Annotated in this window: 12 protein-coding genes; 8 read left to right on the plus strand and 4 right to left on the minus strand. The window is 41.4% G+C overall.

The annotated features are described in order from the left end of the window. Positions 1 to 11 precede the first annotated feature (11 nt). Positions 12 to 1,073: an ABC transporter ATP-binding protein gene (locus M3197_RS06790; protein ID WP_251659890.1), complete on the plus strand. Its 1,062-nt coding sequence runs from the start codon at positions 12 to 14 to the stop codon at positions 1,071 to 1,073. Further along, complete coding sequence (locus tag M3197_RS06795; RefSeq protein WP_251659898.1) at positions 1,073 to 2,017, plus strand: ABC transporter ATP-binding protein; 945 nt, start codon at positions 1,073 to 1,075, stop codon at positions 2,015 to 2,017. Before M3197_RS06790 ends, M3197_RS06795 begins: the two co-directional genes overlap by 1 nt. Before the next feature lie 59 nt (positions 2,018 to 2,076). On the opposite strand, the gene glnA (M3197_RS06800) is transcribed toward M3197_RS06795, so the two are convergent. Beyond that, a complete protein-coding gene (gene glnA / locus M3197_RS06800; protein WP_251659902.1) occupies positions 2,077 to 3,411 on the minus strand; it encodes a type I glutamate--ammonia ligase in 1,335 nt (444 codons plus the stop codon). 203 nt (positions 3,412 to 3,614) lie between these two features. Between glnA (M3197_RS06800) and cax the strand changes: the two genes are divergently transcribed. Continuing rightward, complete coding sequence (cax, locus tag M3197_RS06805; protein ID WP_432813982.1) at positions 3,615 to 4,673, plus strand: calcium/proton exchanger; 1,059 nt, start codon at positions 3,615 to 3,617, stop codon at positions 4,671 to 4,673. 77 nt (positions 4,674 to 4,750) lie between these two features. Here the strand turns inward: cax and glnA (M3197_RS06810) are convergent, their stop codons facing one another. Both glnA (M3197_RS06810) and msrA read right to left on the minus strand, forming a co-directional pair. Then, a complete protein-coding gene (gene glnA, locus M3197_RS06810; RefSeq protein ID WP_251659906.1) occupies positions 4,751 to 6,085 on the minus strand; it encodes a type I glutamate--ammonia ligase in 1,335 nt (444 codons plus the stop codon). Positions 6,086 to 6,283: 198 nt separating this feature from the next. Continuing rightward, a complete protein-coding gene (msrA, locus tag M3197_RS06815) occupies positions 6,284 to 6,817 on the minus strand; it encodes a peptide-methionine (S)-S-oxide reductase MsrA (RefSeq protein ID WP_251659908.1) in 534 nt (177 codons plus the stop codon). Positions 6,818 to 6,974: 157 nt separating this feature from the next. On the opposite strand from msrA, the gene M3197_RS06820 reads away from it, so the two are divergent. Both M3197_RS06820 and M3197_RS06825 read left to right on the plus strand, forming a co-directional pair. Continuing rightward, positions 6,975 to 7,925, plus strand: a complete 951-nt coding sequence (locus M3197_RS06820) for an LCP family protein (RefSeq protein ID WP_251659909.1) — start codon at positions 6,975 to 6,977, stop codon at positions 7,923 to 7,925. 85 nt (positions 7,926 to 8,010) lie between these two features. Continuing rightward, complete coding sequence (locus M3197_RS06825; RefSeq protein ID WP_251660141.1) at positions 8,011 to 9,189, plus strand: AI-2E family transporter; 1,179 nt, start codon at positions 8,011 to 8,013, stop codon at positions 9,187 to 9,189. A 113-nt stretch (positions 9,190 to 9,302) separates the two neighbouring features. Here M3197_RS06825 and M3197_RS06830 read toward each other — a convergent pair whose 3' ends face one another. Then, positions 9,303 to 10,301 (minus strand): substrate-binding domain-containing protein, encoded by a 999-nt coding sequence (locus M3197_RS06830; RefSeq protein WP_251659911.1) that lies wholly within the window; start codon positions 10,299 to 10,301, stop codon positions 9,303 to 9,305. Positions 10,302 to 10,486: 185 nt separating this feature from the next. Here M3197_RS06830 and modA point away from each other — a divergent pair, with 185 nt between their 5' ends. From modA to M3197_RS06845, 3 genes are read left to right on the plus strand one after another with little or no spacing between them, the layout of a single operon-like run. Continuing rightward, positions 10,487 to 11,281, plus strand: coding sequence for a molybdate ABC transporter substrate-binding protein (gene modA / locus M3197_RS06835; RefSeq protein ID WP_251659913.1), 795 nt, complete (start codon positions 10,487 to 10,489; stop codon positions 11,279 to 11,281). An 18-nt stretch (positions 11,282 to 11,299) separates the two neighbouring features. Beyond that, positions 11,300 to 11,980 (plus strand): molybdate ABC transporter permease subunit, encoded by a 681-nt coding sequence (gene modB / locus M3197_RS06840; RefSeq protein WP_251659920.1) that lies wholly within the window; start codon positions 11,300 to 11,302, stop codon positions 11,978 to 11,980. A gap of 12 nt (positions 11,981 to 11,992) precedes the next feature. After that, positions 11,993 to 12,664, plus strand: coding sequence for an ATP-binding cassette domain-containing protein (locus tag M3197_RS06845; protein ID WP_251659921.1), 672 nt, complete (start codon positions 11,993 to 11,995; stop codon positions 12,662 to 12,664). The last annotated feature ends 5 nt before the right edge of the window (positions 12,665 to 12,669 follow it).

A 12,669-nucleotide genomic window follows, 5' to 3' on the forward strand; every position in this document is an offset into this window, starting at 1 on the left:
AGGAAAGCGAAATGAGTAAAATATTACAAGTTAAAGATTTAGAGCTTTCCTTCCATACGTTTGCTGGTGAAGTGAAAGCGATCCGTGGAGTGAATTTCGATTTAAACAAAGGGGAGACACTTGCGATTGTTGGGGAATCAGGTTCTGGTAAATCCGTAACGACGAAATCCATCATGCGGTTGTTACCAGAGTCAAGCTCAGAATTTAAAAATGGTGAAATCCTATTTGATGGAAAAGATTTAACAAAATTACCTGAACGGGAAATGCAAAAAATCCGAGGTAAAGATATTTCGATGATCTTCCAAGATCCAATGACTTCATTGAATCCGACGATGACGATCGGTAAACAAATTATGGAACCGATTTTGAAGCACCAAAAAGTTAGCAAAGCGAAAGCGCGTAAAGTTGCGATTGAATTGCTGAACATGGTTGGGATTCCAAATGCCGAAAACCGTTACAAAATGTATCCTCACCAGTTTTCAGGTGGACAACGTCAGCGTATCGTTATTGCAACTGCGCTTGCATGTAATCCTCAGATTTTGATTGCTGATGAACCAACAACCGCATTGGACGTAACGATTCAAGCTCAAATTTTAGAACTGATGAAAGATATCCAAAAGAAAATTGATACGTCAATCATCTTCATTACACACGATTTAGGTGTAGTAGCAAACGTAGCAGACCGCGTAGCTGTTATGTACGGCGGAATGATTGTTGAAATCGGTACGGTTGATGAGATTTTCTATAATCCTCAACATCCTTATACATGGGGGCTATTAAGTTCGATGCCTTCTATGGATCTCAATGAAGAAAAGTTGTATGCCATTCCAGGGACACCTCCTGATTTGTTGAATCCTCCTAAGGGAGATGCATTTGCTCTGCGTAGTGAGTATGCACTGAAAATTGACATGGAACAGCCACCTCCATTTTTCCGAGTGAGCGATACGCATTATGCTGCAACTTGGTTGTTGCATCCACAAGCTCCGCAAGTAGAGCCACCTGCAGGAATCATTGAGCGTATGCGTACTTTCCCAGGTAGCAGATACTATGAAGCGACAGGAGGACGTGCGTAATGTCTGATGTATTACTTGAAGTAAAGAATTTAAAACAATATTTTAATGAAGGTAAGGCCTCTGAAGTTCGTGCAATTGACGACATTAGCTTTGCCATCAACCGGGGTGAAACATTTGGTCTTGTTGGAGAATCCGGTTGTGGTAAATCTACGACAGGGCGTACAATTATCCGACTTTATGATGCAACTGATGGAGAAGTGCTCTTTAACGGAGTGAACGTTCAAGATAAGAAAACAAAAGCTGCTAATAAGGATTTCAACCGTAAGATGCAGATGATCTTCCAGGATCCTTATGCTTCACTGAATCCACGGATGAAGGTAATGGACATTATCGCTGAAGGTATCGATGTTCACGGTCTTGCTAGTTCTAAAAAAGAGCGCAGAGAAAAAGTAATTTCTTTGCTTGAAACAGTTGGGCTGAATAGAGAACACGCAGAGCGTTATCCTCACGAGTTCTCAGGTGGTCAACGTCAGCGTATCGGGATTGCACGAGCGCTTGCAGTGGATCCTGAATTCATCATCGCGGATGAGCCGATCTCCGCTTTGGACGTATCCATCCAAGCTCAGGTCGTCAACTTGCTTAAGGAGTTACAAGAAGAACGCGGATTGACTTATTTGTTCATCGCACACGATTTGTCGATGGTAAAATACATTTCTGACCGTATTGGTGTTATGTACTTTGGTAAACTAGTTGAGATGGCATCTGCGGATGAGCTGTATCGTAACCCGATGCACGCATATACGAAGTCATTGCTTTCAGCAATCCCTCTTCCAGATCCAATTTACGAGCGCTCACGTGTACGAACTCCATATAATCCAAAAGATCATAACTATGGTTCTGATGAGCATGTGGAGTTCCGAGAAATCGCTCCTGAACACTTCGTCCTTTGTTCCGACAAGGAATTCGAAGAAATGAAAAAGAACTACGTTCCAAAAGAGTCATAATATGAAAAGCCGGACACTCTAAAATTAGAGTGTCCGGCTTTTTTAGGAGTTAGAAAGGATTAATAAATCTTCATATAACGCTCAAGCTCCCATGGATGAACCGTGATCCGGTAGCTATCCCATTCCCGCTGTTTGGCCTCTTTGAAATTCGCATAAATGTGACTACCTAGCGCTTCTTGAATAACCGTATCCTCACCCAATGCTAAAAGTGCATGATCTAGGTCGGTAGGCAGGGTTGCGATCCCTTCTTTTTGTCGTTCTGAAGCATTCATTTCATAAATATTACGATCACATGGTTTACCAGGATCGAGATCACGTCGAATTCCATCCAGTCCAGATTTAAGAATCGCTGCCAAAGCTAAATAAGGATTTGCAACAGAATCGACGGAACGTACTTCGATTCGAGTACTTAAGCCTCTTGACGCTGGAATTCGGATAAGTGGGCTCCTGTTTTGAGCAGACCATGCGATGTAGCAAGGTGCTTCATAACCAGGAACAAGACGTTTGTAGGAGTTAACGGTTGGATTTGTAATTGCTGTAAATCCTTCAACATGGTCAAGTACACCAGCCATGAACTGATACGCGGTCTTACTCAACTTTCTTTCGCCGCTTTCATCGAAAAATGCGTTTTCCCCATTATTGAATAGAGAAATGTTGCAGTGCATGCCTGAACCGTTGACACCAAAGATTGGTTTTGGCATGAACGTTGCGTGTAGCCCGTGTTTACGTGCGATTGTTTTCACAACGAGTTTGAATGTCTGGATATTGTCACAAGCTGTTAACGCATCTGCATACTTAAAATCGATTTCGTGCTGACCAGGAGCTGCCTCGTGATGAGACGCTTCCACTTCAAATCCGAGTGCTTCCAACTCAAGAACAATATCACGTCTGCAATTTTCACCGAGATCTAGAGGAGCGAAGTCGAAGTAATCTCCATGGTCGTTCAATTCCATAGTCGGTTCCCCGTTGCTGTCTAATTTAAATAGGAAGAATTCAGGTTCTGGCCCTAAGTTAAAATCAGAGAACCCCATCTCTTCCATTTCCGCAAGTATTCGTTTTAAGTTCCCTCTTGGATCACCAGGGAACGGTTCGCCGTTTGCTAGTGAAACGTCACAAATGAGACGCGCAACTTTTCCAGTTCCAGATGGCCAAGGGAACACCATCCACGTATTTAAATCTGGAATTAAGTACATATCAGATTCTTCAATTCTCACAAATCCTTCGATTGATGAACCGTCAAACATCATTTTATTATCGAGCGCTTTTTCAAGCTGGCTGATGGGAATTTCAACGTTCTTAATCATTCCGAGAATATCTGTGAATTGTAGACGAACAAAATTCACATTATCTTCTACCACATATTTTCGAATGTCGTCTTTTGTTGTATTCTTCATCAGGCCACTTCCTTTTTAAAGTTTTGTCATTATCATAGGTGCATAATAATTTTTTATAATACGCAAATTTGTATCCATTTACAAGAATTTTTTTCAAGTAAATTGAAATTTTTCAGTTGTTGGTGAAGTGTGGGTTTGTCGTTTTACCCATGAGGGAATGAAAGGATAGGTTGAAATACTGAAAATTGTATGGGCAGGAGGGGATTGTATTGAATCGTATTTTTTCAATTGTTGTTTTTATAGGAGTTCCCGTTGTTGCACTCGGGGCATTTTTAAATTGGTCAGACCTCATAATGTTTGCACTGAGTTGCATGACGATTATCGGGCTATCGGGTTTCATAGGAAGAGCTACAGAAAGTCTTGCGATCGTTAGTGGACCTCGAATTGGAGGATTATTAAACGCCACATTTGGTAATGCGGTTGAACTGATTATTTCGATTTTCACGTTGAAAGCCGGTCTCATCGGAATTGTATTAGCTTCACTGACGGGTTCTGTTCTAGGAAACTTACTTCTCGTACTTGGGCTATCCTTTTTTGCAGGAGGTCTGAAGTACAAAAAGCAGAATTTCAGTCTTCATGATTCTCGGTATAACTCCGGATTACTGATTTTTGCGGTTGTTGTTGCGTTCGTTATTCCAGAAGTGTTTTCAACGACTATGAATCCCACGACGACGTTTCAACTAAGTATCGGAGTCTCTGTGATCTTGATTGCCATTTACTTGTCCGGTCTGTTTTTCAAATTGGTAACCCATCGAGGTGTATTTGCTTCTGGGGATGAGGAGATTGAAGAGGAAGAAATCCCGGAGTGGAGTAAAGGGAAGTCCATTTTAGTATTGTTATTGAGTACAATAGCCGTTGCATTTGTTTCAGAACGACTGGTTCACACGTTTGAGACGCTTGGAGAGCAATTTGGATGGACGGAATTATTTATTGGGGTCATTATAGTAGCAATTGTAGGAAATGCTGCTGAGCACGTATCTGCGATTACGATGGCAATGAAAAATCGTATGAACGTGTCCGTTGAAATCGCAGTCGGTTCAACATTGCAAGTAGCAATGTTTGTCGCACCTGCACTTGTCCTCATATCTATGTTAATGCCAGAACAAATGCCGCTTGTCTTTACGATCCCTGAATTAGTTGCAATGGTGACCGCTGCGCTTCTTGTTATTAGTTTATCCAATGATGGTGAATCGAATTGGTTTGAAGGACTGATTCTATTCGCAGCTTACATCATTATGGGGATTGGATTCTTTTTATTGTAATCTTAGGTAGTCTCATTAGAAATAGAAACCCGCGCACTCGATTGCTTGAGAGTGTGCGGGTTTCTATCTATAGCTATTCAATAAATTCTACGATACTGTTCAATTTCCCATGGATGGACGGTGATCCGGTAGCTATCCCATTCTTTTTGCTTCACTTCTCTGAAGTTCGTATAGATATGATTCCCTAACGCTTCTTGCATCACGGGGTCTTTGTCTAAAGCTATCAGTGCATGATCCAGATCTGTTGGCAATGTTTCGATTCCTAATTCGTCGAGTTCATGGGCATTCATTTCATAAATGTTATAGTCACAAGGGGCGCCTGGAGTGAGGTTCTGTTCGATGCCACTTAAACCGGCTTTTAAGATTGTGGCTAATGCTAGATACGGATTCGCAACTGAATCGACTGATCGAACTTCGATTCGCGTACTTAATCCTCGAGAAGCTGGAATTCGGATGGCAGGACTTCTATTTTGTGCGGACCATGCAACGTAGCATGGAGCTTCAAAACCGGGTACCAGTCGTTTGTAAGAATTGACTGTGGGATTGGTAATCGATGTAAAACCTTTAACGTGTTTAAGGACGCCTGCCATGAACTGATAAGCAGTTTCGCTTAGTTTCAGTTCTCCTTGTTCGTCGTAAAATGCATTCTCCCCGTCTTTGAATAGAGAAATATTACAGTGCATACCAGAGCCGTTGACTCCAAAAATAGGTTTCGGCATGAAGGTTGCGTGAAAACCGTGTTCTCTTGCAATTGTTTTTACTACGAGTTTAAACGTCTGGATATTGTCACAAGCTTTTAAAGCATCTGCATATTTGAAATCGATTTCGTGTTGGCCAGGCGCTGATTCATGGTGAGATGCTTCCACTTCGAAACCCAGTTCTTCCAGCTGTAAAACGATGTCCCGCCTACAATTCTCCCCGAGATCGAGAGGGGCGAAGTCGAAATAATCACCTTGGTCATTCAAGTGCATTGTGGGATCGCCATGACGATCTAGCTTAAATAAGAAAAATTCAGGCTCAGGCCCTAAGTTGAAGTCTGTGAATCCCATGTCTGTCATTTCTTTAAGAATCCGCTTTAAATTCCCGCGTGGATCACCAGGGAAAGGCGTTCCGTCAGCTTGTGCTACATCACAAATGAGCCTGGCCACTTTACCGGTACCAGAGGGCCAAGGAAACACCATCCAAGTATCTAGATCAGGTATCAAATACATATCTGATTCTTCAATTCTTGTAAACCCTTCAATAGAAGAACCGTCAAACATCATTTTGTTATCTAAGGCTTTTTCTAGCTGTGTAACAGGTATTTCTACGCTCTTGATCATTCCGAGAATGTCAGTAATTTGGAGTCGGATGAAATTCACATTCTCGTCTTTCGCATATTTTCGAATGTCATCTTTTGTCATCTTACTCATCAAGACACGTCCTTTTTTAATAGTTTTTATTATCTCACTTGCATAATAACTTATAATTATACATAGTGTGACAAACGTTTTCAAGGAAGTGACATCGATCTTCAACATTACAGATAGATGGATGGTTGTGATTGGTATTAGGAGGAGTGAAGAGGTGGCTTACTGTAAAGGGTTTTGGGGGATATAAAAAAGACCACATTATTTGCGGTCTTTCCAGTTAGCTTCTATGAATTCGTCACGACCTGATTGAGCACGGTCCGCTTCGTATGCTTCTTTTTCTTTTTTATAAAAGTCTTGGTGGTAGTCTTCAGCCACATAAAACGTTTCTGCGGGACGGATAACTGTTACGATCGGTTTTGTGAATCGGCCGCTTTCGGCAAGTTTGTTCTTAGAGTGCTCTGCAGCTAAACGTTGCTGTTCGGATGTATAAAAGATAGCAGTCGTATACGAGTGACCTCTATCTTGGAATTGGCCGTCAGCATCTGTAGGATCGATTTGTGGCCAATAGAGTTCTAACAAGTCCTCATATGGATAAACCGCAGAGTCAAAAGTGATCTCAACGACTTCCAAATGTCCTGAATTGCCTTCTTTTACTTGCTCATATGTTGGATTTTCGACTGATCCACCCATATAACCGGAGACGACCTTATGAATACCCTCCCATTCAGTAAATGGCTTGACCATACACCAAAAACAGCCGCCAGCAAAAATTGCTTTTTCAAGTTGTTCCATCTTGTCTACCTTCTTTCAATTGAGTCCATTCTTACATCTTAGACGTTCACTCTTTTAGTGTCCAGTGTTCGCGCATGATATACTAGATTTACACTATGCAACCAACGATTCAAGAGAACGTCCTGTTTTGTGACTTTACTATTGGGGGAATACAATAATGTCAGAACACTATGAAGGTCCAGTCCCGAAACGCCGGAGACGACGGAGATTGAGAAAAGGCAGAGTACTTGTCACTCTATTTTTACTCGGGTTTGTTGGAATAGGACTTTTTTCATCTTATCAATATATCGCGGGCAAAAGGATGGCTTCTAAAAACGCTATAGAGCCGGGAAGTTTTGAAGGTGATTTGCTCGATCCTTCAACGTCATCTGTTGAAAACTATTTGTTACTCGGCGTCGATGATGATGGCAGCGGGAGATCCCGTACCGATACCATGATGGTTCTTTCATGGGACAAGCAAGCAAAAACAATGAAACTTGTATCGTTTATGCGTGATATTTATGCGGATATTCCTGGATATAAGTCGTACAAGCTTAACACGGCATATTATTTAGGTGGTGTGCAAAGTGCTAAAGACACCATCACGGGAATGTTCAACATTCCTATACACCACTATGCGATTGTTGACTTTGATAATTTTGAAACCATCGCAGACACTGCCTTTCCAGACGGAGTAGAAATGGATGTAAAGAAAGAAATGTCTGAGAAAATCGGGGTTACATTAATGCCTGGCGTTCAACAGTTAAATGGAAAAGAGTTGTTGGGGTATGCCCGATTCCGTGCAGATTCTGAAGGCGATTTTGGACGTGTCCAACGCCAACAAGAAGTTTTGGCAGCTGTTAAAAAGCAGGCGATGACTCCAGGAATGTTAGTTCGTGCACCCAAAATTGCAGGCGTGATTTCTCAGACCGTAGAAACAGATTTGACATCTAAAGAAGAACTTTCTCGTCTGACGAATTTGTTAGTGAAAGGCGGAGCAGATATAGAAACTCTTACTGTTCCTGTAAAAGGTTCATATTCATTTGCAGATTACTCACATGCGGGTTCGGTTATTGAAGTGAATCTGGAGCAGAATCGTGAAGCGATTCGTTCATTCATCGCAAATTGATAGGAAATCGACTTATGAAGGAGTGGGGGATTTGGCGGGTAAGAGGGAAGTGCATGAGGACCATGATCAGAATGAGGAATATGGAATTCCTCCTAAGAACCGTATTATTCGGTTCTTAGGAGGCAAGACCACACTCTTCATACTAATTGTATTATTGCTTGTCGGTCTGAACGTTTTAATATTCGATAAAATATCGTTCATCTTTTATCCGATACAAGTACTATTTTCAACAGTGGTGTTACCGATTATATTGGCAACAATTTTATATTACTTGTTACGACCACTGCTAGATAAATTAGTAAAGATAAAAATCCCTAAAGTATGGGGAATCGCAATTATTTTTCTGACAGCAATCGGACTGATCACATTACTCGTGTTTTTAGTCTTACCATTTTTGAAAATACAATTTTGGAAGCTCGTCGAGGAATTCCCAACATACTTCAATCAACTAATTCTTACTCTCGATTCATTTTTTAGCAATTCTCTATTTGCACCTTACTACAATCAGCTGGACATTAATGCTTCGGAGCTACTGGACTCGGGGCTTGAAAATATTGGACAGATGGTTGCTGATGCACTTGGCGGCATTGCATCCGGTTTGACAACGTTTATCTCTACGTTGACCGGAATCATTCTTTCTATTGTTACCGTTCCGTTCATCTTGTTTTATCTTTTGAAGGATGGGGAGAATCTACCGAAATACGTAATAAAACTGTTACCACCAAGAATGCGTGATGATGCTCAGTCGATTTTAAAGGATGCAGACCATCAGATTAGTGCTTATATCCAAGGTCAAATCCTAGTTGCGATATGTATCGGTGCGATGGTAACAATCGGTTTCTTGATCATCGATATGAAATACGCCCTCTTGCTTGGTGTGCTTGCCATGTTCACAAGTGTGGTCCCATATCTTGGTCCAGTCATTGCCATTACACCGGCAATCATCATTGCTATTGTCACTTCACCATTCATGCTCGTAAAACTTGCGATTGTGTGGACTGTTGTTCAGTTGATTGAAGGGAAGTTCATTTCACCACAAATCATGGGGAAAACCCTACATATTCATCCAATTACCATCATTTTCGTCTTACTGACGGCAGGTTCGTTATTTGGTGTGGCGGGTGTCATACTAGGGATACCTGGTTATGCGTTACTCAAAGTCTTCACTACGCATTTGTTCCGGTTATTGAAAGTGCGCTATAACAAATATGAAGTTGATATCCGTATGCATTATGAACGTCCGAATTATGACAAAAAAGAGTAACTGTTAAAACAGCCGTGCTTATATGCAGGGCTGTTTTTTTATACTCAACTTTACCATAATTATATTATGTAAAGCTGATAATCAAAAACACTCTCTAAATACAGGAGAGTGTTTTATGGGGTATCATATAAAATTCTTCCCATTTGAGAAAAGTCATAACCTTTTATAGCAGAAAGCTCTTTCTTAAAAGCTTCAGATTGTAAGATGTTCAAAACTGTTTCCCGCAATGTTTTGTTATCTTCACGTTTGATCATGACTAGGTCATATTGTTCTTCCGTCATGGGGATATATTCGACGTTCACTAAGTGAGCATTCTTTTCAATCCCAACACCAATATCCGCTTCTCCTGCTGCAACTTTACTTGCTACTGCTAAGTGATTCATCTCGATATTCTCATAGCCTGATATCGTCTTTGGTAGAATACCTTCCAGTCGCAGTCGTTCATCCGTTAATACTCGAATTCCAGATCCCAGTTCACGATTGACAAATTGAATATCATTACGGTTTAAATCACGCCACCCTCTAATATTTTTCGGATTTCCGGGCTGAACGTAAAAACCCGCCGAACGGGAGAGTAAGTTAACTACAGTATATTCTCGGCCAATTAAGATTCTTCGAATGTAGGGGATGTTATAGGAACCTGTATCCCCATCAAAAAGATGAGTACTGACAAGATCAGCTTCTCCCTGAACGAGTGCGAGCAAACTGTTCAAACTACCAGTGTGAGAACGGAGAGTTCGATAGTTACTTGATGTAGCGGTGATTGCGTTTGCTAAAAGGTCCAGAGTAACATCTTGTCCGCTAATGATTACATGTTGCAAAGTCCGTGGTTGCGGGAGAGGGGGGATAGACTGATTCTGTAAGATAGTTGGCTCAACAGATTTCGGTTCAGGTACTTGTTGTGGAGTTGGTTGTGGCACAGGGCGATCGGTTCCACTTTTCATGCGTTCTTTATAAGCTTCAAAGTCAGAAGCGTCAATCCGCATTTGCCTACCAACTCGGTATGCAACGATTTCTCCTTTTTTAATAAGATCATACACAGTTAATTTGGAGACTTGCAGCAAGTCAGCGAGATCTTCAGTCGTATAAGAAACGTTATCATGTGAATTCAACTTACAAACCCTCCATTTCTTTCTTCTATCTTCTCTTATTTTTAGAATTATTGCAATAGACACAACGAGATATAACGATCAATAGTTAGAATTGTTTAATTATATATAGATAAAGAGAGTTCCCTTATGTTATAAATAGATATAGATAGTTATAATTAAATATAAATGGTGAAGGGGAGAATGATTTGAATAAAATACGTTTTGGGCTCATGATGGCAATCTTGCTACTAGTATTGGTGGGTTGTTCAAATAATAAGACTGCGTCTGACGGAAATAGAGCTAATAAAACGGATAAAGTGGAGCTCCACATTTCTGCTGCAGCCAGTTTGACCGATGCATTGGATGACTTTAAAAAAATGTATGAAAAAGAGCATGAGAATGTGGAGTTGACGTTCATGTATGGCGGGTCTGGAAAGCTTGCCACTTCGATTGAAAATGGAGCTCCTGCTGATGTATTTTTATCTGCAAGTAAAAAAGATATGGATACACTTGAAAATGAAGAGTTACTAGATGCATCAACGCGGACAGATTTTACAAAAAATGTGTTAGTTTTAATTGCAAATGAAGAGTCAGATTCAGCACTTACTAATTTTGAAGAGATTGACCCAGCTTCGATTAATCATTTCGTCATTGGTGAACCAGAAAGCGTCCCAGTGGGCCGTTATACAAGAGAAGTATTTGAACATTTAAACCTATGGGAGCCGTTGCAGGACAAGTTGGTTCTTGCGTCAGACGTGCGACAAGTGCTTACTCAAGTCGAACTGGGAAATGCAGATTACGGGGTTGTCTATTCGAGTGATGCGTTTATTTCTGATAAAGTAAAAGTAATCGCTGAATCAGATCCGAGCTGGCATGAACCGATTGTTTACCCTGGTGCCGTTTTGAAAGAGTCTCAACACCCGGCAGAAGCCCAACAGTTTTTCGATGCATTACTAGGTGATCAAGGCCAAGAAACGCTAGCAAAGTACGGATTTAAGTAAGCAAAGGAGGTAGATGGTTTGGATTTAAGTCCTTTATTACTTTCTATAAAAGTAGCGGTCATCTCCACGACCATCGTATTTGTGTTCGGTGTGTTTTTTGCACATTTATTTGAGAAACGACTATTTTGGGGGAAATCGATAGTTGAATCATTATTTCTCTTACCGCTCGTCTTACCTCCGACTGTCGTAGGTTTCGGTCTGCTGATTTTATTCGGAAAAAAGGGCTGGATTGGTAACTGGTTACTCGAGACGTTCGATATCCAAATTGTATTTACTTGGACGGCTGCAGTCCTTGCATCTGTGGTTGTCAGTTTCCCTCTCATGTATCAAAGTGCGGCGGCAGCTTTTGATAGTCTAGACAATAAGTTAGGGGATGCGGCGCGGACGATGGGGGCCTCTGAGTGGCGGGTTTTCAGAACCATCACGTTTCCACTTGCATGGCCGGGATTATTAGCGGGACTTGTTCTTTCGTTTGCAAGAGGGCTTGGTGAATTCGGTGCAACGCTCATGCTAGCTGGATACATACCAGGTAAGACGGACACGATTCCAATGGCAATCTATTTTGCAGTAGAAGCGGGGAAGATGGAGAAAGCGACGTTTTGGGTTGTCATTATTACAGCACTCGGTTTCAGTACAATTCTTTGGTTAAACTGGTGGAGTAAACGGAACTTAAGACGCTTTGCTTCAGAAAAAAGATAGGCAGGTGATTCGATGTTAGACGTATCCATCAGGAAACAGCTAGATCATTTCGAGCTGGATGTTAGTTTTACAGCGTATAACGAAATTATTGTTTTGGCGGGGTCTTCAGGAGCAGGGAAGACGTCTATTTTGCAAGCCATTGCTGGATTAAATGAACCTGATAGCGGAATGATTACGCTCAATGGAAAGAGTTTTTTTGATGGGAAGAGGAATTCATTACCCACGAGATCCCGTAATATAGGGTACTTATTTCAAGATTATGCGTTGTTTCCACATATGACAGTCGAACGCAATATTCACTACGGCCTTCATAAGCAAACTACTGCGACGACTGGTTTTATCATCGAACAATTACTGACGGTGCTTGGCATAAGCCATTTGTTGGACAAGTATCCTCATCAGATTTCTGGCGGGGAGAAACAACGGGTTGCTCTTGCTCGTGCGCTTGCTACAGAGCCTGATTTGCTTCTATTGGATGAGCCATTATCCGCTTTGGATGAAGAAACGCGCGAGGAGTGCCAAAATGAGTTACTCCGGTTACATGAATTATGGAAAATCCCATTCCTTATAGTGACTCATAGCCGATTAGAGGCTGAAAAGTTAGGGGATCGGGTACTCCATTTGAAAAAGGGCTTGCTTGTCAATGATAGTCGTGGAACAATGAAAGAAACCCCAGTGCACTAAGTAAC

Source organism: Sporosarcina aquimarina (assembly GCF_023715615.1).
Lineage (GTDB): Bacteria > Bacillota > Bacilli > Bacillales_A > Planococcaceae > Sporosarcina > Sporosarcina aquimarina_A.

What these genes read in the sequence shown, in the direction of transcription:
- msrA (WP_251659908.1), bottom strand. Translation starts at nt 6,817, where the DNA reads ATGGAACAACTTGAAAAAGCAATTTTTGCTGGCGGCTGTTTTTGGTGT.
- glnA (WP_251659902.1), bottom strand. Translation starts at nt 3,411, where the DNA reads ATGAAGAATACAACAAAAGACGACATTCGAAAATATGTGGTAGAAGAT.
- M3197_RS06845 (WP_251659921.1), top strand. Translation starts at nt 11,993, where the DNA reads ATGTTAGACGTATCCATCAGGAAACAGCTAGATCATTTCGAGCTGGAT.
- M3197_RS06820 (WP_251659909.1), top strand. Translation starts at nt 6,975, where the DNA reads ATGTCAGAACACTATGAAGGTCCAGTCCCGAAACGCCGGAGACGACGG.
- glnA (WP_251659906.1), bottom strand. Translation starts at nt 6,085, where the DNA reads ATGAGTAAGATGACAAAAGATGACATTCGAAAATATGCGAAAGACGAG.
- M3197_RS06795 (WP_251659898.1), top strand. Translation starts at nt 1,073, where the DNA reads ATGTCTGATGTATTACTTGAAGTAAAGAATTTAAAACAATATTTTAAT.
- M3197_RS06790 (WP_251659890.1), top strand. Translation starts at nt 12, where the DNA reads ATGAGTAAAATATTACAAGTTAAAGATTTAGAGCTTTCCTTCCATACG.